The 20625-nt window shown below is 69.5% G+C and carries 19 protein-coding genes; 12 read left to right on the top strand and 7 right to left on the bottom strand.

Features of this window, described 5'->3' with window-relative positions; all coding sequences use genetic code 11:
• Positions 1 to 14: 14 nt before the first annotated feature.
• The 6 genes from ACLLJJ_RS31570 (at position 15) to ACLLJJ_RS31545 (ending at position 5510) form a co-directional block, all read left to right on the top strand.
• Positions 15 to 998 (top strand): asparaginase, encoded by a 984-nt coding sequence (locus tag ACLLJJ_RS31570; RefSeq protein WP_434597458.1) that lies wholly within the window; start codon positions 15 to 17, stop codon positions 996 to 998.
• Between the two features lie 27 nt (positions 999 to 1025).
• Positions 1026 to 1508 (top strand): PPC domain-containing DNA-binding protein, encoded by a 483-nt coding sequence (locus ACLLJJ_RS31565; RefSeq protein WP_185297999.1) that lies wholly within the window; start codon positions 1026 to 1028, stop codon positions 1506 to 1508.
• A gap of 13 nt (positions 1509 to 1521) precedes the next feature.
• Positions 1522 to 2928: a tetratricopeptide repeat protein gene (locus ACLLJJ_RS31560; protein ID WP_434597455.1), complete on the top strand. Its 1407-nt coding sequence runs from the start codon at positions 1522 to 1524 to the stop codon at positions 2926 to 2928.
• Entirely contained in the window at positions 2909 to 3292 is a 384-nt protein-coding gene (locus tag ACLLJJ_RS31555; RefSeq protein ID WP_434597453.1) for a GNAT family N-acetyltransferase, read from the top strand. Before ACLLJJ_RS31560 ends, ACLLJJ_RS31555 begins: the two co-directional genes overlap by 20 nt.
• A 117-nt stretch (positions 3293 to 3409) precedes the next feature.
• Positions 3410 to 4753 (top strand): hypothetical protein, encoded by a 1344-nt coding sequence (locus ACLLJJ_RS31550; protein ID WP_185298000.1) that lies wholly within the window; start codon positions 3410 to 3412, stop codon positions 4751 to 4753.
• Positions 4754 to 4787: 34 nt separating this feature from the next.
• On the top strand, positions 4788 to 5510 hold the full coding sequence (locus ACLLJJ_RS31545; RefSeq protein ID WP_185302556.1) for a 2'-5' RNA ligase family protein: 723 nt from the start codon (positions 4788 to 4790) through the stop codon (positions 5508 to 5510).
• A gap of 66 nt (positions 5511 to 5576) precedes the next feature.
• Here ACLLJJ_RS31545 and ACLLJJ_RS31540 read toward each other — a convergent pair whose 3' ends face one another.
• Genes ACLLJJ_RS31540 through ACLLJJ_RS31520 form a run of 5 tightly spaced genes read right to left on the bottom strand, consistent with a single transcriptional unit; the run spans position 5577 to position 9821 of the window.
• Positions 5577 to 6788 (bottom strand): chorismate-binding protein, encoded by a 1212-nt coding sequence (locus ACLLJJ_RS31540; RefSeq protein ID WP_185298001.1) that lies wholly within the window; start codon positions 6786 to 6788, stop codon positions 5577 to 5579.
• Positions 6778 to 7614: a hypothetical protein gene (locus ACLLJJ_RS31535; protein WP_185298002.1), complete on the bottom strand. Its 837-nt coding sequence runs from the start codon at positions 7612 to 7614 to the stop codon at positions 6778 to 6780. Before ACLLJJ_RS31535 ends, ACLLJJ_RS31540 begins: the two co-directional genes overlap by 11 nt.
• Before the next feature lie 40 nt (positions 7615 to 7654).
• Entirely contained in the window at positions 7655 to 8290 is a 636-nt protein-coding gene (locus tag ACLLJJ_RS31530) for a nucleoside monophosphate kinase (RefSeq protein WP_185298003.1), read from the bottom strand.
• Positions 8287 to 9369 (bottom strand): aldo/keto reductase, encoded by a 1083-nt coding sequence (locus ACLLJJ_RS31525; RefSeq protein WP_185298004.1) that lies wholly within the window; start codon positions 9367 to 9369, stop codon positions 8287 to 8289. Before ACLLJJ_RS31525 ends, ACLLJJ_RS31530 begins: the two co-directional genes overlap by 4 nt.
• Complete coding sequence (locus tag ACLLJJ_RS31520; protein ID WP_185298005.1) at positions 9366 to 9821, bottom strand: ATP-binding protein; 456 nt, start codon at positions 9819 to 9821, stop codon at positions 9366 to 9368. The genes ACLLJJ_RS31525 and ACLLJJ_RS31520 overlap by 4 nt, the downstream gene beginning before the upstream one ends.
• A gap of 397 nt (positions 9822 to 10218) precedes the next feature.
• Between ACLLJJ_RS31520 and ACLLJJ_RS31515 the strand changes: the two genes are divergently transcribed.
• The 5 genes from ACLLJJ_RS31515 to ACLLJJ_RS31495 are packed head-to-tail and all read left to right on the top strand — an operon-like array spanning position 10219 to position 17515.
• Complete coding sequence (locus ACLLJJ_RS31515; protein ID WP_258049737.1) at positions 10219 to 11643, top strand: FAD-dependent protein; 1425 nt, start codon at positions 10219 to 10221, stop codon at positions 11641 to 11643.
• A 32-nt stretch (positions 11644 to 11675) separates the two neighbouring features.
• Entirely contained in the window at positions 11676 to 12764 is a 1089-nt protein-coding gene (locus tag ACLLJJ_RS31510; RefSeq protein ID WP_185298006.1) for a TauD/TfdA family dioxygenase, read from the top strand.
• On the top strand, positions 12761 to 14080 hold the full coding sequence (locus ACLLJJ_RS31505) for a class I adenylate-forming enzyme family protein (protein WP_185298007.1): 1320 nt from the start codon (positions 12761 to 12763) through the stop codon (positions 14078 to 14080). The genes ACLLJJ_RS31510 and ACLLJJ_RS31505 overlap by 4 nt, the downstream gene beginning before the upstream one ends.
• Before the next feature lie 7 nt (positions 14081 to 14087).
• A complete protein-coding gene (locus tag ACLLJJ_RS31500; protein ID WP_185298008.1) occupies positions 14088 to 14768 on the top strand; it encodes an HIT family protein in 681 nt (226 codons plus the stop codon).
• Positions 14765 to 17515, top strand: a complete 2751-nt coding sequence (locus ACLLJJ_RS31495) for an AMP-binding protein (protein ID WP_185298009.1) — start codon at positions 14765 to 14767, stop codon at positions 17513 to 17515. Before ACLLJJ_RS31500 ends, ACLLJJ_RS31495 begins: the two co-directional genes overlap by 4 nt.
• 79 nt (positions 17516 to 17594) lie before the next feature.
• On the opposite strand, the gene ACLLJJ_RS31490 is transcribed toward ACLLJJ_RS31495, so the two are convergent.
• Both ACLLJJ_RS31490 and ACLLJJ_RS31485 read right to left on the bottom strand, forming a co-directional pair.
• Positions 17595 to 18122, bottom strand: coding sequence for a ribonucleoside-diphosphate reductase (locus tag ACLLJJ_RS31490; RefSeq protein ID WP_258049738.1), 528 nt, complete (start codon positions 18120 to 18122; stop codon positions 17595 to 17597).
• Positions 18123 to 18328: 206 nt separating this feature from the next.
• Positions 18329 to 19723, bottom strand: a complete 1395-nt coding sequence (locus ACLLJJ_RS31485; protein WP_185298011.1) for a B12-binding domain-containing radical SAM protein — start codon at positions 19721 to 19723, stop codon at positions 18329 to 18331.
• 359 nt (positions 19724 to 20082) lie between these two features.
• Here ACLLJJ_RS31485 and ACLLJJ_RS31480 point away from each other — a divergent pair, with 359 nt between their 5' ends.
• On the top strand, positions 20083 to 20562 hold the full coding sequence (locus ACLLJJ_RS31480) for a hypothetical protein (protein ID WP_185298012.1): 480 nt from the start codon (positions 20083 to 20085) through the stop codon (positions 20560 to 20562).
• The last annotated feature ends 63 nt before the right edge of the window (positions 20563 to 20625 follow it).

The raw sequence follows: 20625 nt of genomic DNA, 5'->3' as shown, positions 1-20625 counted from the left end.
AAAGGCCCCGCCTCGTGTCGCACCGTCCGGAAGTCCACCTCTTCGCCCTCGGTGGCACCATCGCCATGGCTCCCACCGACGGCGAGACGCAGGGCGTGAAGCCCCAGCTCGGCGCGGCGGACCTCCTGGCCGGGGTTCCAGGGCTTTCCGACCTGGATGTGACCCTCCGCTTCACCGACGTCTCGAAGAAGCCGGGGGCGTCGCTGTCAGTGGACGACATCGCGGCACTCGCCCAGATGATCGCCCAGCGCGAGCAAAATGGCGCATCGGGATTCGTCGTGACGCAGGGCACCGACACCATCGAGGAGACGGCGTACCTCCTCGACCTCCTCCATGCAGGCCAGGCGCCCGTGATCGTCACCGGAGCGATGCGACACCCCTCCATCCCCGGCGCGGACGGTCCGGCGAATCTGCTGGCCGCCGTCCAGACAGCGGCCAGCCGGGCCAGCCGGGGAATGGGGTGCCTCGTCGTGTTCTCGGACCAGATCCACGCGGCCAGGTTCGTACGCAAGGAGCACACAACCGCCCCGGGAGCATTCGCGTCACCCCATGCCGGGCCTATCGGGTTCATCGCCGAAGGCGCCCCTCGCCTCCTTCTAACGCCTTCCCCCCAGCAGCACGTGCCGCTGCCCCTTCTCGGGCCCGCGCGCGTCGTCCTAATCACTGCGGCCCTCGGGGACGACGGCGAACTGCTCCAAGGTCTCGGCGACCGTTTCGACGGCGTGGTCATCGCTGCGTTCGGCGCAGGACACGTTCCGGAGACCTGGGTCGAACCGTTGGAGAAGATCGCCGAGCAAATACCCGTCGTCTTCGTGTCGCGTACCGGCGCAGGGAGCACCGCCCGCAACACCTACGGGTTCGCCGGCTCGGAACGCGATCTGCTGCGCCGCGGGCTGATCGCCGCCGGTGACCTCGACCCTTACAAGGCACGGCTCCTCCTGCTCGCCCACCTTCGCGCCGGCACCGACCGCAACGGAATCACCGCCGCCTTCGCCTGATACCGGCTTCCGGGAGAAAACGACCTCATGCGTGCCACCCCATTGACCATCGGCCGGACCTTCGGCGTCGCGTTCGACGACGGGGACGACTTCATTCCGCAGCTCGGCGCGTTCTGTGCCGAGTACGGGATCCGCTCCGCCTACATCCCCATGTTCCTCGGCGGCTTCTACGCCGTGCAGCTCGTCGGCACCTGCGATCCGATCGACGACCCCAGCGCGCCTGTCTGGGCTGCCACGGAGTACACGACGCTGGAGGCGCTCGGCAGCGGAACGATCGCCTGGGACGAAGAGGGTGACGCCCTGGCCCCTCATATCCACGTCGCGGTCGGGCTCAAGGGCCAGGCTGCGGAGGGGAGGACGAGCCATCTCCTCGGAGGTCGTGTGCAGTTCATCTCGGAACTGTTCGTTGTCGAAGTCGCCGACCCACTCATGACCAGGCCCAAGCTCGGACACCACGAGGTGCCCACCTTGCAGTTCAGCCAGCCCACCGGGCCAGCCGCGAACCAGTAACGAAGGGCCTGCGATGCCGGCGCGCACCACCACCTTCCGCACCACCGTGCAAGAGCGACGCTGGACGTACGAGGCGTTCTGCATCCAGTGGAAGCGTGCCTGCCAGGAGCTGGCAGAACGAGACAGAGATCCCCGGCTCGCCACCATCCCGATGTCGCGCCGAACCTTCGACCGGTGGATGAAGGGCGACCTCAGCGAGCGGGGCCCGCGCCCGGACACCGCGCGAGTCCTTGAATACCTCTTCGGCATGGCCGTGTGGCAGGTCTTCGCCGAGTCCGATGAGGGTCTCGACGAGTTTCCGGCCGGCCAACTCTCCGGCCAGGAGCCGGACCAGGCCGAGGCAATCCGCCGAAGGCTCGAAGGAGTCCTTACCAGCGGCCATATAAGCGAAGCCGGGCTCGCTTCATGGGAAGAGACCCTGGCGTGGCACGGCCGGGCCACCCGGTTTCGTCCCGAGGGCGACCTCCTGCGGGACTTACGCCGCGATGCCGACGCGCTCAGCAGGGCGCTCGACCAACGGCAGTCGCTCGGCGCCATGCGCCGCTTGACGAGGTTCTCCGCCCAGATGGCCGGCCTGATGAGCCTGGTACTGGTCCGCCAGGGTGATGATCACAACGCGAACTCCTGGCTGCGCGTCGCCAGGATCGCGGCGGAGGAAGCCGACGACAGCGACGTCCGGGCCTGGATCCTCGCTGAAGACGCGTACGCCCTGTTCTACTGCGGCGATCTCACCGGAGCGGCCCGCGCCGCGCGCCGCGCTGAAGTCTCCAGTGGCCAGCCCACCGTCGGCGCCGCCCTGGCCGCTCCGCTAGAAGCTCGGGCCCACGCCGTCATGGGCGACCGCAGGGAAGCCGAGGCCGCCCTCGACCGGGCGGAGGACACACTGGCGCAGCTGCACGGAGACGACACTGCGGAGTCGGCATTCGGCTACAACGAGGCCCAGCTGCGATTTCACCAAGGCAACGCACTCACCCACCTCGGCCAGACAGACCGTGCCCGGGAAGCACAGCAGCGGGCTCTCCAGCTCTATCCGGCGGATGAGCATCTCGACCGGTCCCTGATCGAGCTGGACGCCGCCATGTGTCTACTCCTGGACGGCGAACCGGCCGCGGCGGCTATGAGTACGGCGGAGATCCTCCGAAACCTCCCGGAGCAGCACCGTTCCGGGATTATCTTGACCAGGGCCTGCCAACTGGAGGGGCTCCTCCCCACCGTCCGCAGCGGCCCCCCCGCCCGTCCGGGAACTCCGCGATGTGCTCGCCCCCCCTCCAGCGGGGCACAGCCTCCGAACACGAAGGAAAGGCGTCATGAGCGAACTCACTGTGACACGAGCCGAATCAGCCGACGTGCCGTGCATCGCGGAACTCGTAACGGCCATCGAGCAGTACTACGGCGGCGCAGTGGAAGGCGATCTGCCTGACCGCGTCGGGCAGCTGCGGGACATGCTCTTCGGAGATCACCCGGCCGCCTCCATCCTTCTGGCACGGATCGGCGACGACGTGGTCGGGATGGCCTCCTTCTCGCTGCTCTGGCCAGCCGCCGGTGACAGCCACTCGCTGTACCTCAAGGAACTGTTCGTACGGGAGGCCAACCGTCGCGACGGGGTGGCGAGAGCCCTGATGGCACAGCTTCACGAAGTCGCCGCCCAGCTCGGATGCAGCCGGATCGAGTGGACCACCGACCGCGACAATCCCGATGCCCAGAAGTTCTACGAGGCACTCGGCGCGACCCCGCAGGACACCAAGATCTTCTATCGCCAGGCCGTCACCCCCAATGCCGCATAGGCGGTCCCGCCGGGCGCCGCCTGTGACGTGGCTGTCGACCACGCCGTGAGGCCGGACAAGAGGTAGAGCACCGGCTGCGCTCCGCTCCACCGACCAGGACCAGGAGGGAATCGACAGGTGACCGTACGCAACAACTACTTCCGTGTGCTCGTCCAGGAGCGGCGCTGGACCTACGAAGCCCTGTGTATCCAGTGGAAGAGGGCGCGCGAGGAGCTGGCGGAGAAAGACGGTGACCCTCGCCTGGCCAGCGTCGACCTTCCCCGCCGAACCTTCGACCGGTGGATGAAAGGCGAGCTCAGCGAGCGGGGCCCCCGCCCCGACTCCGCCCGCGTCTTGGAACATCTCTTCGGCATGACCACCGCGGCCCTCTTCGGCCCGCCACCGGACCGCACCACCGCCCAACAGCCGACTGCGGTCTCCGCGCCCGTTCCTACCAAGGGCGGTTGGGGAAGCCCCGGCGAAATCATTCTCCAAGCGCAGGAGCTGACCACCAGCAACACCGATCCCGCCCTGCTCACTCTGGCGTCGGAGTCGATCGAGAGCATCGTCCAGCGGTACGAGGACCAAGGACCCCAGCAGCTCGCGGGCGAAGCCCGGCTGCTCCGGAATCTGGTGCGCACCCTCCTACTGGGACGGCAGACCTCTATGCAGCGACAGCAGCTCTTCGGCCTGGCTGCCCGGTCGACCGGCCTGCTGGCTTACATGGCGGTCAACGCCGGCCACGCCGACGTGGCCGAGGCGTACTGCGTAGAAGCCGAGGCGTTCGCCGACCAAGTCGGCGACGTGGGAGCAAAGATGTGGATTTTGGGCACCCGGGCCCTGAACCTCTATTACGTCGGTGACTACGCCGCCTCCGACGCTGCGGCTGCCCAAGGGATCGCGCTTTCACCGCAGAGTCCCCAGGCGATCAGACTCTGGGTGAACGGCCGCGCCCGTGCCCTGGCCCGGCAAGGTGACCCCCGCGGAACTGTGCGAGCAATCGGGCGAGCACTTGACCTGAGCGACCAGCAGCAGCTCCCCGGCGGTGTCACCTCCTGCATCTCCTTCGAGGCGTACAGCCCCGCACGGACGCTCGCCAACGCCGTCACGGCCCATCTGTCGACCGGCGACGTCGCTAAGGTCCTTGAGTGCGCCGGTCAAATCGAAGAGCTGGTTGAGCAGTCACCCTCGCAGTGGACCCGGACGCTGGTGTCCCTGGACGTCGCTACCGCGTTGCTGCGGCAGGGTCGGCCCGATCTGGAGCAGGCGTTGTCTCTGGGCACCCAGGCCCTGCACACCAGCGGCAGCGCTCCCATCCATTCGGTGTGGCAGCGCGCTACCGAACTCCTCCAACACACTGGCAAGTGGCAGGCCGAGCCCATCGTGCGCGACTATGCCAGTGAACTGGCTGCCCTGAAATACCAGCCAGCCGTCCAGGCGGAACCCGACGCCGTCCAGGCGGAACCCGACGCGCGGCCGTGACGAACGGCCCGAGCCTCCAAGGAGATCTCTGGTGATGACCCCGCTGATCGACGACAGCAGGGCCTTCCCCGCAGCGCCGCCTCCTGATCTGGACGATCCCCAGAAGATCACTTCGAACGACTGGGATGCCTTCCGGACCGTGGAGAGGATGACCGATCACTGGGACCGGCCCGGATGGGCCCCGGGACACCGGGCCTACTACTGGATGCTGGCCTTCCCCGAGGAGCCGGAGCTGATCGCCCAGGCACTCTCGTGCCAGCAGGCCCTGAAGGGCCTGGACATGGACGAGGTGCCCTCCGATGGACTGCACATCACTCTGAACAAGATCGGTAGTTGCGCGGACATCGGACCTGGCGCGGTAGACGCCCTCGCCCAACTGGCAGACGGCACGCTCGGCGGCGGCTTCGAGATCCGCGCCGAGCCTATGGCCGGGTCCACGGGAGCCATCCGGTTCAGCATCACGCCGTGGACACCATTGGTGGAGTTGCACGCTGCCCTGCACCGCGCGGGACAGCGCGCCGACGTACCAGGCGGAAAGCCGAGCAGCCTCTTCCGCCCCCACCTCGGAATTCTCTACAACAACCGGGCCCGGCATGCCGCACCCGTGATCGACGCCGTGGCCCTTCTGAGGAACCGCCCCTCCGTTGCGCTCCCGGTTGAGCGGGTCGACCTGGTCGAACTGCGCCGGGAGGGACGTACGTACCGATGGCGCGTCCTGCACAGCCTGGCCCTGCCGGGCCGGCCGCCCACCCGCTGACTTCCGTGGCGCAGCTCGTACGGGAATTGGGGACGCCGGCGGGTGCCGGCGCCCCCAATTCCATACTCAGCTGCACCTTGCCACGCGAACACTCCGGGCCTTGAGCGCGATCTCGGCCGCTTCCACGTCCGGGCTGGACCTGGCCGTGACCGCCGCCCCGACCGGCAGCCAGGCCCGGCCGTCCCGCTGGAAGACGGTGCGCAGGAGCTGCGACCACTGGAGTCTGCCTCCGGGTGCCGCACACCCGACCAGGCCGTAGTACGGACCGCGCGGGAACTCCTCCAGCCGCGCGATCTCGGACAGCCCTTCGGTGGGCGAGGCCCCGGTGGGCAACACGCCCAGCAGAACGCTGGCCGGATCGCTTCCGGGCTTGGGCTCCACCTCCAGCCGGGTCATCCCGTGGACCAGTTCTTCGAGTCTCAGGAACTCCGGCGGCCCCGCGCTGACGGCGGCGAACTGGCTGTACGCACTCATCAGCGAGTCGATGGACGACCGGTGCTCTTCGACCAGGCGAAGATCCCAGTCCGGCGGTCGTCGACTGGCAGGACTGTGTCCGGACGTCCCGGACAACTTGTGGCAGGTGAAGTGTTCCAGCGAGCCGTCGACGAGGAGTTCCGGACTGCTTCCCGCGAACTCCAGCCCGCCGTGGTGGCAGTAGAACGAGCGGGACACCCCATGAGCGTCGGCCTGTCCGGCAGCCATGGTGGAGATCAGGTCCACCGGTCCACTCCAGCCGTGCCGCGTCGCGACCGTCAGCCGACGGCCCGGCACCTGCCCCACCCAGCCCAGGGCGTCGGCGACCATGTCGCGGAAGCGATTAACGGTGTCGTCGGCGAGCGCGGGCGGCGAGCCTGAACTGGTGGCTCGCTGCCCTCCCCTCGGCAGGTGCAGCGAACCGGACGCGGACGTGGCGCTGCCGTCGTCCCTGATCATCAGGACGGACTCCGGGGTGAACAGCATCACCTCCGGATCGGAGCCGACGGCCAGCGTGCTGCAACGGCTGTGGTGCGCTCCGAACCCGATGTACCCCATGACCCACCTGCCGTCAGCGGCCTCGAAGAAGGACCGGAGTCCGGCGAGCAGAGACTCCGGCGTTGTCGCTTCCTGGCCGGGAAGCGACAACGAGCACACTCCGCGGGTGACCTCCAACTGCCCCGAGCTGCCCACGCCGACGACGACGCGCCGGCGCGAGCCGTAGCTGAAGACCGTGTTCGACGGGTCCTCGATGCGATGCCCGGCGAGCACTGGCCGGGCGTGCCTGCGGGCATCAGAGATCAACTGGGCTCATTCCCAGGTAGTCCAGGAGGAAGCTGAGGTGGCCCGTGAGGAAGGCAGCCGTCCGGGGACGGTTCTCGCTCGCGCAGACGGCCGCCACCTCCCCGGCCGTCAGCATGCCGCCGAACTGCTCGTCGCGCTCCAGGAGCTTCTGGCGCGAGATCTCTTCCAGGATCTCGGAGACGCGGCCCCACTGCTCCTCGTCCAGTCCCGCGTCGCGGGCGGCCTGGAAGCGGCCGAGCAGGTGCCGGGTCTCGTCCTCGATCGTTCGATCAGCGACGGCAAGCACCTCGCGGTCCACCTCACTGGTGAGGTCCAGCAGGTCCTTCGCGGAGCGGATTCCGAAGTAGAGCCCCAGGCCGCCGCCCTCGGACAGGTCGACCGCGATGGCGCCGAGCTTGTCGTCTCGGTAGCCCAGCCGCAGCTCGGTGAGCGCGCCTCCCTCCCGCAGGTTCCCGAGTTCGGCGATCGCCGGCGGGGGCGTGGCGGACTCGATGAGCAGGAACAGGTCGTGCAGCTGGGCGTAGTGCCGCAGCTCGTCGGAGGCGAAGCTCAACTTGGTGTAGGTGCTCTTCAGCGGGGACGGCGCGACCGCCCCTTGGCCCAGCGGCGCGACCTCTTTGGCCACTTCGGCGATCATGCTTGCCACGGTCGTGTGCCGGGGGCCATAGACCCCACTCCCGGTCCACTCCTTGAACATCTGGTGCCCGATCCAGACCTTATCGGAGACGGTGCTCCTGGCGCTCGAACCGAAGTAACGCAGGGCGATCTCGTGTTCCGCAGCCCAGTACGGGGCGCTCATACGCAGCGCCTGCTGGATCGTTCCCATGGGACCTCCTTGGTTGTGTGCGAGGGAAGGCGCTGCCCAGCTAGGAGGCGGCGCCGTCGGGGATGCGCTCGTGCAGAAGGCCGAAGGCGTTGTCGGCGGCATCGAGCAGCTCCGCGAGAGGCAGGTGCGACTCGGCGACGTGCCGGGACACGCCGTGGCGCTCCAGGACGAAGCGCAGCATTGGGGCCCGCTGGCGGTAGCGGGCGGGCAGACCGGGGGCGGGTCCGGCAGGGTTCCGCCAGTCGGGCGTGAGGTGCCCGGGTGTCGGCGCAAGCAGTGCGCGGCGCAAGGCGCCCTTGTCCGGGACGAGTTCGAGTACGGCGAGGGTGTGACCGGGCAGACCCCGAAGCACGTTCAGCAGATGTTCGGCCTGCACCGCGGTGGCCGGGTAGCCGTCCAGGACGAGGGTGTCGGCCGACCGGCTCAGGACGGCCGAACGCATCAGCCGGCACGCCAGCGGGCCGGGGATATGCCCGAGCGGGTCGCTGGTGTCACGCACAGCCGCAGCTATCGCCGGGCTCGCGGACGCTCGCCGCTCCGTGATGTCCGCAAGTGCGAGGACTTCTCCCTCATGGCGGCGGGCGAGGGCCCCGGCGACGCTGCCGAGCCCTGCTCCAGGCGGACCGATGACCGACAGGACTGTGACCGGCGGGCTGTCCGCAGGCTGCGCGGTCACACCGTCACCTCCATCCGGCGGTAGGCATCACCGGTGGCGTGGAGTTCGTTGCGTATCCGGCCGTAAGTGTCATCGACGAACGCGAGCTCCTCATGCGTCAGCGGCTCTCCGAGGCAGGAGTAGTTCTCACGGACCTGCTCGGGCGTGGTGAAGCCGACGATCACCGCCGTGTGGTCGGCCTGCTGGAGGCTGTAGCGCAGGGCGACGCGGACCAGAGCCTGCGGATGGCGGCCGAAGCGCTGGCGCAGCGTCTCCAGGCCGCGGTCGATGATTTCGAGACCGGGATTGGAGAACCACCGCTTGTGCCGTCGATGGTCGCCGGGACCGAAGACGGCGGGGGTGCCCGAGTGGTACTTGCCGGTCAGCAGCCCCTGTGCGAGGGGCTCAGTGAGCATCAGCGAGACCCCGTGGCGGGCGGTGAAGCTGAAGAGGTCCTCGCCGTCGACCAGGGTCGGCGGGCTCAGCGGGTTGCACCGAGTCCAGAGCACATCGGGGCGCAGCAGACGGAAGATTTTGGCGAACCGAGCGCTGCGCACGTCCGCCGCATCCTTGCGGTCCGAGGCGAGAGGGTGGGGTCCACGCATGCCGATGGCCTTGATGTAGTCGGCATCCCGCAGAGCGTGCATCTGGTTGATGGCGACATGCAGGTAGTAGTCGTCGTCCCCGAAGTCGAGGGTGTGGAGGAAGTAGGCGTCCAGATACTCGACGCCCAGGTTCTCCATGCTCTGCTCGAACTGATGGCGCAGCTTGGGGCCTGCGTAGGGGTGAGGCGCCGTGCCCCGCACCCATCCGACCTTGCTGGCGATGTGCACGGATTCCCGGTCGACTTCCTTGAGGAGCTGTCCCAGCAGCCTCTCGGAGTGGCCGTGTCCGAACACGTCTGCCGTATCAAAGAAGTTGGCGCCGTGCTCCAACGCGGTCCGCAGACCGTCGAGCGACTGCGTGTCCTCGACGGAGCCCCAGCCGACCGCATGGCCCGCGTTGACCGTCGGGCCTCCGATCGCCCAGCAGCCCACTCCGAGCGGATTGGCGGTCAGCCCGGGCGCGATGTGTCGTCGCTTGAGATCGAAGGCGGTCATCGTGAGCTGTTCTCCTGGAGCGCAATGGCGAACACCGCGACCACCGCCTTGCCGCCGGCCGTGGTCGGTTCGGCGAACCACTCCTCGGCCAGTCGCGCAACGATGCCGAGCCCGCGGCCGTTCTCGTCAGACTTCTTCGCAGACTTGACGGCCACCGCAGCGCAGTTCGCACCGGCGTCGAACACCCGCACCGTGGCCCGGTCCTGGTCCACCTCCAGCAGGAGGACCCCGATGCCCGGGGTGTGCCGGAGGGCGTTGGCGACCAGCTCGTCCACGACCAAGACCATGTCGTCGACCGTGGCCGCATCGGCCCTTCCTCGCAGCACCGTGCGGATGTGGGAGCGCGCGGCCTTGGTGGGCCACTCGCTGGCGCTGAGGTCGAGTCGATGCTGTTCGGGTGTGTGGTCGACACGACCAGACGGTTTCAGTGCAGCCGGCAGGGGTGGCACCATCGTCTCCCTCGTGCACGTGCGGTGACCGTCGATGGGCCGAGCCCGTCAGCGGAGGGCCCGGTGAAGGCCCGCTTCCACGGTGAGGGAATCCCGATGGCGTCGGTACGCCATTGGGTTGCCACTCCACTGCCATTTCGTTCTGTGACAAGAGCAGTGGATGCGGCTCATTTGAGATGAGTTATGCGCTTTGCCGGGATGGATGGGAGCGGTGTGCTCGCCGCCAAGTGGCAGAGAAGTGGCAGACGAATGGCGTACCGACGCCATACAGATCCGGCGAATGTAGACGCCAGCGGCCCTCGGCGAGCTGACGTACGGGCAGTTCGCCGAGGGCGGCATTCAGCGCGGCGCCCGGAGTGGCGCACCGCGCACCGATCCCGTTCCTCAGCCGGAGGCTGCCGTGCCCTTACCTTCCACGCCCGAGTCCGGGAACCGCCTCGCCCAGTGCGACACCATCGTCATCGGCGCCGGCCCGGCGGGCCTGCTCGCCGCGATGCGCGCGAGAACCGCGACCGGCCACGTCGTCGTCCTCGATCAGGGCGACGACATCGACGGGCGTATCCGGGCCCGCGAGCTGGGCTTGGACGAAAAGCGCACCATCACATCCGGGTTCGGCGGTGCCGGAATGTTCAGCGACGGCAAACTGTGCCTGTCGCACCGCATCGGTTCGACCGTCTCCCACCGCTTCCCCCCGCATGAGGTCGAGGCACGGCAGTCCGCCATCGACGAACTCTTGCGCGCCGGCGAGGATGCCCCCCTGCATGGCGCCGACAACGCCAAGGCCGCCGAGCTGGCCGAACTGGCCGGAGCCGAAGACCTCGAGTACTTGCATTACCCCGTCCGCCATGTCGGCAGCGACCAGCTCATGCGCATGACCTCCGCCCTGCGCCAGCAGGTCGAAGCCGTCGCTCCCGTGCTCTGCGGCATCCGCTGCACCGAGGTGCGGCCATCGCTCGCCGCTGGCCACCGCTGGGAGGTCCTGATCACCAAGGACGGCTGGCCGGAGCCGGAGGCACTACGCGCGAACAACGTCGTGCTCGCACCGGGAAAAATCGGCGCGGCCTGGCTGCGCGCCCTCGGTGACACCCTGGGGCTGCCCCGCAAGAGCGCGCAGCCCAAGCTCGGCTTCCGCCTGGAAGGGCCGCGAGAATTCCTGGACCTGCTGCTGAAGGTCGCCACCGACCCCAAGGTCATCTGGAAGCCCGGCGCGGGGGCCGAGGTCCGCACGCACTGCGTCTGCTTCGGCGGCGACGTCGTCCCGGCGCAGTACCAGGACCTCACCCTGGTCGGCGGACACTCCACCAGCGACCACGGGCACGACCGCAGCAACACCGCGGTGCTGGCCACCGCCGGAGACGCGTTCCCCCTGAGCACGGAGTACGTGCGCGACCTCGTCACCCGGATGAACCACGCCACCGGAGGCCGGGTCATGGCCCAGACGCTCGGCGACTTCCTGGCCGGCGTCCCCAGCACCGGCACCGTCCCCGACGCTGCGCACGGGTTCGCCCCCAGCATCCCCGACGCCGTCACCGGGAACCTCGCCGCGCTCTTCCCCCAGCCGATCGTCGTCCTGCTGCGCGACTACCTTCAGCGCCTCGCCCGGCTGTGCCCGCAGGTCCTGAATCCCGGCAACATGCTGTACGGGCCAGCCGTCGAGCGCTGGGCCGACCGCTTCGAAGTCGGCGACGACATGCAGGCCCCCGGCCACCCCGGTCTCTACCTGGCCGGCGACGGCCCCGGACTCACCGGCGGGATCATCGGCGCCGCCGACTCCGGCTGGCTCGCCGGTGACGCGATCGCCGCCCGCCACAGCGTCAACGCCTGACTCCCCCGGCCCCGCCTCCCAAGGACTCCCGCATGCTGACCTCCGCCCGCACACCCCGCCCCAAGTGGCTGACCTCCGACGAGGCCCCGCTGTGGGACCGAAGCACCTTCTCGCCCGAAGCCTGGACGTACACGCTCGCCCGCGAGGAGACCATCGAGATCATCGACGCGCTCACCATCGCGCAGAACCGGCTCACCGGCCAGGACATGTTCACCGGCCGCTACATCAACCGCGGGGACTTCCCCCTGGGCCACGTCGGCTCGATCCTGGAAGCGATCTCCAGCGAGGTCTCCGACGGCCGCGGCTTCGCAGTGCTGCGCGGACTGCCCGTCGACCGGCTCGACGAGCGCCAGAACGCGCTGCTCCTACGCGGCCTGACCACCTACCTGGGCCCCATCGCCACCCAGAGCCGGGACGGACAGCTCATCCGGCACGTCCGCGCGACCGGCCGCGCACTGGGCGACGCCACCGTGCGCGGCCACCAGACCGCCGACCGCCTGTGGTTCCACACCGACGGCGCCGACGCCGCCGCCCTGCTGTGCCTGACCGCGTCCGAGACCGGAGGGCTCTCCCGTCTCGCCTCGGCCGCCACCGTCCACAACCAGATGTTGAACGCCTCCCCGACGTGGACCGCCGAGCTGTACCAGCCGTTCCACTTCCACATGGCCGGCGGCAACGTACCCGGCCTGCCCCCCACCTTCATCTCGCCGGTCTTCTCCCTCCACCGAGGCCGCTTCTCCACCCGCTACGTCCGGCACACACTGCTGGAGACCCCCAACGTCACGGAAGTCCCGCTCCACCGGGATGCGATGGCCGCCTTCGATCTGCTGGAAGAGCTCGCCGACGAGAACAGCATCGACATGGAACTGCGCGCGGGCGACCTCCAGTTGGTCAACAACCACACGGTGCTCCACTCCCGCACCGCCTACCGCGACCCGCAGCCCCCCGCCGAGCCCCGCCACCTGCTCCGGTCATGGGTCACCTTCCCCCACTACCACGGCCGCCGGGCCGCAGAGGCCGACGAGTACCTCCGCTTCGGATGGCTCACCGACGACCAGCAACAGCAGCTCGCCACCTCCTGGAAGCCGCCGACCGCTCCCGATCCGGCCCCCACCGCATGAGCGTGCACCCGCCTGGGACGGCGTGGCACGCGGACGTCGTCGGCAAACTCCACCGCACCGCCCGCCAGCGGCCCGACCACCCCGCCGTCATCGACCGCCACGGCACAACGAGCTTCCGCTCCCTCTACCTGGCCGCCGCCCGCCAGGCCCAGGACCTGGAGTCCCGTCCCGATCACGGCGCGGGCGTCGCGGTACTGCGCGCCGCACCCAGCGCCGCGTTCTTCATCCAGGTGTGCGCCGCTCTCATGGTGGGCCGCACGCCCCTAGTCCTGCCCGCCCGCGCGCCCGAAACGGAGGCGCTGCGCGCCGTGCAGACGGCAAGGAGTGCCGGCTGCCGCCCGTGGAAGGCGGTCCTGGCCGTATCGGGCCACCAGCAGGTTCCGGTCGTGACGCACGGCGAATCACCCGCCGCCCCGCGCAAGGCCCGCGCTCTGGGCATGCTGCCCGGCGGCCGTGCCCTCTTCGCAGCCCCCATGCACCTGAACGGGCCGTTCGAGTTCGCGCTACGCCAGCTCCTCCTCGGCGGCTGCATCATCCTCGCTCCCCGCTTCGAGGCCGAGCAGTGGCTGGAGAGCGTCCGCGGCCATAAGCCGGACTGGGCGTTCTTGGTTCCGACGCAGATCCAACAGGTCTGGGACGCACGTCCGCCCCGCGAACTCCGCGGCGACTGTTCCTCGCTGCGTCTGCTCCTGCAATCCTCGGCCCCGTGCCCGCCCCCGCTGCGCCAGCGCCTGACCGACGTCCTGGGGCCCGAGCGTGTCGCGGAGTACTACGGGACCACCCTGTACGACGGGACCGTCAGCCCCTACACCTCTCGCGGCCCCGGCGGATCTCCGCTGCCCGAGACCGAGCTGCGGATCGTCGACCCCAACCGCTGGCCCGTAGCGGCCGGCACCCCGGGAACCATCGAGGGCCGCAGCCGGACCGGCCTCATCTCCCACCGCGCCGACCAGCCGTGCGCCAGCCGGCCGCAATGGCAGAGCGTCGGCGACCGGGGCAGGCGCATCAAGGACACCGACCGCATCGAGGTCACCGACGTGGCCGTCCCCGGCCGCGCCATCGTGGCGGGCGTCAAGATCGCTGTGGCCGAGACCCACGACACCCTGTCCGCCCACCCCGCCGTACGGGACTGCGAAATCCGTGTCAGCCCCCACGACCGGTTCGGATCCGTTCTGTCCGCCGTCGTGCACACCGAGGACCCGGCGCTCACCCCCTCGATCCTGCGTACCTGGTGCGCTCAGCGGCTGACACCACCTCAGCGTCCCCACGCCATCGAGCTGCGCCGGACCGCAGCTCTCGATCACGCGACCCTGTGAGAGGGACATGCTCGACTGTGACCTGTGCCAGGCCATCAACCCGGACATCGGCAACTGCACTCTGCAACGTCATCTCCATGCCGGTCAGCAACGCATCGTCGCCACGTCCGAGTACGCAGCGGCGGTTCCGACCATCGGCGCCTTCGTCCCCGGCTACCTGCTCGTGGTGCCCACCACCCACGTGCTCTCGCTCGGACAGCTGAACGACGACGAGCTGGCGGGGGTGGAGGACCTGGCCCACGACCTCGCCGACCAGCTGCACCAGGTCTACCGGCGCCCGATCCTCACCTTCGAGTACGGCCTCAACCTCCCCTCCGGGCGGCGCATCTGCCATGGCCATCTGCACATGCTGCCCAGCACCGCCGACCTCGGCGAATGGCTCACCGCACGGGCCCCGGGATACGAGATCGCGAACTACGCCCAGGTGCCCCGCAGCCCGGACACCTCCTACATCACCGTGCGGGACCAGACCGGCACCCTCACCTGCCACCCCGTCCCCAACGACGCCTTTCCCCGGATACGGCTGCGGGAGGTCGTGGCCCGGCTCGATCCGCAGATCGAGGACGCGGCATGGGACTGGCAGGCCCATCCGTTCCCCGAACTGATGCGCGCCACCGTCGACGACCTCACCGCCGTCACGCCGACGGCACGCAGGGCACCAGCGTCCAGGGCCGGAGCACCCAGGTGAGCGGTGAGCTCGACTTCGCGAGCCTGTGGCGGCGTATCGCCGCCGACCATCCGGGGCGCCCTGCTCTCATCCACGGCAGCAGCACGGTGACCTGGCGACAGTTCGACAACCAGGCCGCGACGTTGGCCGCGCATCTGCGCAGCCGCGGCCTCGGCCGCGGGGACGTCGCCGCACTCGCTCTGCCCAACCGGCCGGAGCATCTGGTTTGCCTCGCCGCGTGCCTGCGCATAGGGGTCGTGCCCGCCAACATCAACTACCGTTACCGGGCCCGCGAACTGGGTGGCATGCTCACCCTGCTCACGCCGAGCGCCGTCTTTCTGGCACCTGAACAGCTCACGGAGATGTCTGCGGCCCACACCGCACTGCCCGGCTGCCGGACGTGGATCGCTACCGGCCCGCAGGACCTGCCCGCCTGGACGCAATCGCTGGAACGGATCCTGAGCGCCCAGGGGTCGGCCGACCTGGACGATCCCTGGGTGTCCTCCCCGGACGACACCTTCATCAAGTGCACCGGCGGCACCACCGGGGAGCCCGCCGCGATCCGCTGGCGGGTGGGTGACCTTGCCCGCAATCTCAACGCCCACAATCCGTGGCTGCGCCGCAGCAGCATGGAGGCCGCGGGCCTGATCTCCGTCGCGGATGCCCGACTGGTCGTCGCGAGCCCGCTCATGCACGGCTCCGGGCAGACTCGCGCCCTGGGTGCCCTGTGCGCCGGCGGCACGGTGATCACCGTCCCCGAGCCTGGCCCCTCCGCCATCTGGGACACCGTCGCCCAGCACCGCGCCGACACCCTCGCCATCGTGGGCGACCCCCTCGCCCGCCCCCTCGCCACCGCCCTGCACCGCCGGCCCGACCGCTGGGACCTCTCCCGCCTGGCCACCATCACCTCATCCGGTGCCGCGTGGAGCCAGCAGGCCAAGCGCAGTCTCCTCAACGCCCTGCCCCACACACGGCTCATCGAGACGCTCGGCGCCACCGAAGCCACCGGCATCGGCTCCTCCACCGCCACAGCCGACTTCGTGCCGGCCACCGGGACCTTCGATCTCGGCGCCCACGCCGTCGTACTACGGCCCGACGGGACTCCCGCTTCCGTCGGACAAGACGGCCTCCTGGCCGTCGCCCAGCCCCACCCCCTCGGTCTCCACCCCACCGGCGGGCTTCCGGCCGAACGCTTCCGCATCAGCGACGGCACCACGTACCTGCTCTCCGGAGACCACGCCCGCCTGGCCGCGGGACGGCGCATCCTCCTGCTCGGCAGGGACAGCGAGTGCGTCGCCCTCGGCGGGGAGAAGGTCTACCTCCCCGAAATCACCCGCGTGCTGCTGGACCACCCCGACGTCCAGGACGCTGCCGTCATACCCCTGGCTCACCCCGTACGCGGACACACCCTGGGCGCTCTCCTGCACCTGGCGGTCGGTGGCGAGGTGGAGGACGTACGCCGCCACGCCTGCGACCAGCTCGCGGACTTCAAGGTTCCACGCACGATCGTGCGGGTCGCCGCCATCCAGCGCACCGAGGCGGGCAAGCTGGACACCACCGCCGCCCGTACCCAACTTGAGCAGGCACGACGCGCTGCCGCTCCCGTCAGCGAGGAACTCGTCATCGCCCCCCGAGCCCCTGCCACCAGTCCCGGCATCTGGCAGCACCTCACCCAGGTCGCCGAGCGCGAGCAACTCCTCCTGGAGAGTGCTCTGGCCTCCTTGTTCGTCGACCCGACCCTGGACGACAAGATCGGCAAAGCCCTCGGCTACCCCGACTGGCCCCAGCCGCTCACCCTCCTGCCGGTCCTGGCCCCCGAGCTGGCCAGCGCCACCGAGGACCTCGCGTTCTACCTTCAGGCGTCCGCCGACGCCACCGCGGAAGTGATCGACGCGGTCGCCCGGCATCACTGGCCGCGGCTCGACCGGCACGATCCCGCCGCCGTAGACGCAGTCTGGCTGCTGATGCAGCACGCTGATCTAGCGGGCGAGCGCAGAGACGAACTCCTCTTCGAAGCAACCCGCAACGTCACCACGCAGCTCATCGACGGCCGGCACCTGGCGCTGCTGGACGACCGTGTCCAGTCCCTGCACGGACAACCCCAGCGCTACGGCACCTTCGTACTCGTCCGCGACGAGGAACCCCGCTTTCTCTACCCGCTCGACGGCGCCTACGGGAAGGTCGACGAACGGCGCAGGCTCATCGGAATGCCCCTGCTGCACGAGGACCTCAGCCACGCCTACAGTCCGATCACGCCCTACGGCGCCGGACGGACAACCGCAGGCAACCGCTTCTCGCCCCGGCCGGGACCAGCCCGCTTGCACACGGCGGACCCGAACCGGACCCTGCCCAGCGAGAGCGTCCCTCCGGACGCCGTCCCGGTGTACCTCGCGGCCACGCTCCGCCACCGCAACGAAATCCGCCGGCTCCGCGACAGCCTGCCCGCTCCGCTGCACTCCACCTCGCGGTGGCTCGACCTGGACCCGCTCACCCGGCCCAGCTGCCAGTTCGACGCGGGGATAGCGCTCAACCGGCTCGCCGCACGGCTGTGTCTGGACGACGTCCGCCGCTCCAAGGTGCTGATCGCCATGGGGTGCAGCAGGCGCAGCGCGGGGCTGAGCGTGGAGATCGGATGCGCACTGGCCGCCGGCATCCCGGTCATCTACGTGGGCGAGCCGAGCTGTTCCTTCGACATGCTCCCCGAGGTCACCCTCGTGCCCGACGTGGACGCCGCGATCGAGACCGCCCTCACCTGGGCGGGCGACTGAACCGGCATACACGACTTGGCACCGGCGAAGGGGCCGACCCGTGAAACGCATCGCGGGTCGGCCCCTCCTTGTCGCGTCCTCAGCCTCGGCGGGGACTCGTGACGGTCGGCGCGGACATCGCCAGGCCAATCATGTCGGTCCACGCCGCGTCGCCCACGCTGTCCTGGAGCTCCTTGGCCGCGCGTTCATCGGCCGTCAGCACGCCGAACTCCACCCGCGTCTCATAGGGCAGGTAGTCGAGCGCCAGGCGCCGGCCGACGTAGTCCAGGACGGACGTGGCCTGCTTGATCTCGGGGTCGTTGGTCATGCCCGCGGGCTCGAATCGCATGCTGACGTACTCGCGGACGAACACCTCCAGCGGGACCTGGTGCCGCAGGCCCTGGGTGATGGTCGTGCTGAAGCCGTCCATCAGACCCGCCATGGTCGAGCCTTGCTTAGCCATGAAGATCGTGACCGCAGCAGGACGGCCCTCCTCGGTGCAGGCGACCGTGAGGTAGCCCTTCCCCTCACCGACGTTGAACGACCGCGTCGTCGACTTCAGACGCCTCGGGGCCCGCGGGGGCACCTGTCCAAGGGAGTGCTCCCCGCTCCTCTGCGTACGTGCCATGCCGTCAACGGTTCGGTCCGCCATCGAATGTGTCCTCTAAGTGGTCGAGAAGGGCATAACAGGGCTGACGCCCACAACCTATGGGCATCCAGCGTTCGATGACCACAAGATGTGGGATTCCCACCGTAGAGGTGAGGAGCGGTCGGCACCAATCGCGGCACGCCGAACGCGCGCCCCCAGCACGGTTGTTCCGCCGCCCGGGCCGCTCAGACCTCCATGAGGCGGGGCAGCGACCGGACGAGGACGCCGGGGTGTTGTTCGCGGAGCTCCAGGAGCCGCCCCAACACCCGGCGGCGGAAGTCGGGCCGGCCCGACCAGATCGCGCTCCCGGAGTAGGTGTCGCTGCGCGCCCAGTCACGCTGACTCCGCCCGTCGTCCTCGCTGGCCCCGAAGAGCGCCTCGTACATGTCGGTGGCCGGGAACGGCGTGAAGAAGTGATGCTTCTGCTCGTTGTACGGGAGCTGGGCAAGGTCCCGGACGAGACCGAACGTGAGGTCGCTGTCCTCGTCCGTCTCCTGCGGAAGGTCGTGGATCCAGCTGGTGAGCTGGACGATGCGGGCCGCCGACAGCATCCGGCAGCCGTCGATCGTGTGCTGGACCGTCGCGTTCTTCGTCATCAGCTTCAGCATCCGGTCGGACCCCGATTCGCAGCCGACGAAGATCGCGCTGAAGCCGACCTTCCGGAGCCGTTCGAGGTCGATGTGCCCGGCGAGGTTCACGATGTCCTTGGCCCGCATGTTGGCCCGCAGCTGGATGCACAGGCCGCGGCGCTCCATCTCCTCGACGATGCCGATCACCCGCTGGGTGTTCGTGGAGAAGTTCGGGTCCATCAGGCTGATCTGGTCCGGCGCGTAGGTCTTCCACAGCGCCTCGACCTCGTCGACGACCCGCTTCGGAGGCAGCCCCTTCCAGCGGCGCAGGCTGGTCTTGGGCTCGCTGCAGAACCCGCAGGGATGCGGGCAGCCCCAGGAGGTGAGGTAGCTCAGATCCCGGACCCTGTCGGTGTAGTACGCGGTGACCGGAATCAGGGTGTAGTCCAGGGGCGGAACGGTGCTCATGTCCGCCAGTGCGCCGTACGGGGTCTCCAGAATCCGGTCCGCCACCGCGCCGCGCAGCGAGATCTCGCGCCTCCCGTCCCGGTAGGCCAGATTCGGGATGGCCGCGAGGGAAGCGGGGTCGGTCAGGCCGCCTTCGCGCTCGGCCAGCTCGGCCAGTGCCACGGCTGCGGCTTCGCCCGGTCCCAGAACGACCACGTCCACCCACCGTTCCCGCAGGATCCCCCGGTAGGCGAGCGAGGCGTGGTAGCCGCCCCACACCACAGGTACGCCCGGCGCGTGCTCGCGTACCGTGCCGATCGCGTCCAGCACGTTGCCGATGCTCGGGCCCGTCATGCACGAAACCCCGACGTACAGGGCGTCCTTGGCCTCCTCCGCCAGCTTCGTGCGCCAGTCCGGCTCGATCTGGCAGTCGATGATCACCGGCATGTGCCCGGCGGCCCGCAAGGCGGTGCCGACCGTCAGCACGGACAGCGGATGCCAGGGGTAGTCGGACTCGCCGGTGGCAAGCGGGTCCACGCCGGCGAACAAGACGATCTTCCCCACTGAAGGTCACACTCCCAAGCCGTAGAGGTCAGTCGCCGCTCGACAGCGGCCACGGCCCAGCCTCGCGTCGCCACGATGGCGTCGGTACGCCACGGGCCTGCCACTCCACTGCCACTTCCCCGCCGGACCGGAATGGCGAGCCCGGGGGCGGGCTCTCGGGCACCAGCACCTTCCGGCTGCGCAATCCATTCGAGATCACCCCAAAGCGACCACGGCCCGTCGCAAGTGGCAGTGAAGTGGCAGACGAATGGCGTACCGACGCCACGCGCCAGGCGAAACGCTGATGACGGCGGCAACGCGTACGCCGCTGCCGCACCACTACACCGCCCCGACCAATGAGAGATCCGGACCTGTTGGCCATGACGACACAGACGCTCCCGCGCATCACCGGCACCGTCGCTGAGCAGGGCCGACTCCCCGTGCTTCATGGCCCCGACGCGCTCTGGCTGCTTCTGCCCACCCTGCACCCGAACGCTCCGGTGAAAGGGCTGGGCGGCCACCACGGCTGGAACACGGTTACCTTGAACCAGGGCCTGGGCATGTCGGTCCTGCATTCGCTCAGGGGGGCTGGGGTCCCCGTCGGACCCGTCCTGCACTGCGGTGTTCACCGAGCGGTGAACATGCTGGTCTCGACCTGGCCCGAAGGGCTGCCCACGCACGGGGTCCTGACTGTCCGTCGGGCCACCACGCGATGCCCCGACACCTCACACGAGTGCCCCGGTCAGTTGTGGCTGCTGCCCCCGGACGGGCAAGGCTTCTACCTGACCGAAGCCCGGCACCTCTTCCACGCTGTTCACAGCCTGCGATCCGCGCACCGCCGGGCCCATGCGACCTGCTGACCGCGCCCATCGGCCCCCGGCCCCACGGCCAACAGCGTGCTCGCCCCGCGCCGAGCTGCCGCC

The organism is Streptomyces sp. A5-4, from assembly GCF_051131715.1.
Lineage (GTDB): Bacteria > Actinomycetota > Actinomycetes > Streptomycetales > Streptomycetaceae > Streptomyces.
Note: the sequence above shows the minus strand (reverse complement) of the source record. Positions and strands in the feature narration are given on the sequence as shown.

What these genes read in the sequence shown, in the direction of transcription:
- ACLLJJ_RS31565 (WP_185297999.1), top strand. Translation starts at nt 1,026, where the DNA reads ATGCGTGCCACCCCATTGACCATCGGCCGGACCTTCGGCGTCGCGTTC.
- ACLLJJ_RS31560 (WP_434597455.1), top strand. Translation starts at nt 1,522, where the DNA reads ATGCCGGCGCGCACCACCACCTTCCGCACCACCGTGCAAGAGCGACGC.
- ACLLJJ_RS31545 (WP_185302556.1), top strand. Translation starts at nt 4,788, where the DNA reads ATGACCCCGCTGATCGACGACAGCAGGGCCTTCCCCGCAGCGCCGCCT.
- ACLLJJ_RS31535 (WP_185298002.1), bottom strand. Translation starts at nt 7,614, where the DNA reads ATGGGAACGATCCAGCAGGCGCTGCGTATGAGCGCCCCGTACTGGGCT.
- ACLLJJ_RS31525 (WP_185298004.1), bottom strand. Translation starts at nt 9,369, where the DNA reads ATGACCGCCTTCGATCTCAAGCGACGACACATCGCGCCCGGGCTGACC.
- ACLLJJ_RS31520 (WP_185298005.1), bottom strand. Translation starts at nt 9,821, where the DNA reads ATGGTGCCACCCCTGCCGGCTGCACTGAAACCGTCTGGTCGTGTCGAC.
- ACLLJJ_RS31510 (WP_185298006.1), top strand. Translation starts at nt 11,676, where the DNA reads ATGCTGACCTCCGCCCGCACACCCCGCCCCAAGTGGCTGACCTCCGAC.
- ACLLJJ_RS31505 (WP_185298007.1), top strand. Translation starts at nt 12,761, where the DNA reads ATGAGCGTGCACCCGCCTGGGACGGCGTGGCACGCGGACGTCGTCGGC.
- ACLLJJ_RS31500 (WP_185298008.1), top strand. Translation starts at nt 14,088, where the DNA reads ATGCTCGACTGTGACCTGTGCCAGGCCATCAACCCGGACATCGGCAAC.
- ACLLJJ_RS31490 (WP_258049738.1), bottom strand. Translation starts at nt 18,122, where the DNA reads ATGGCACGTACGCAGAGGAGCGGGGAGCACTCCCTTGGACAGGTGCCC.
- ACLLJJ_RS31480 (WP_185298012.1), top strand. Translation starts at nt 20,083, where the DNA reads ATGACGACACAGACGCTCCCGCGCATCACCGGCACCGTCGCTGAGCAG.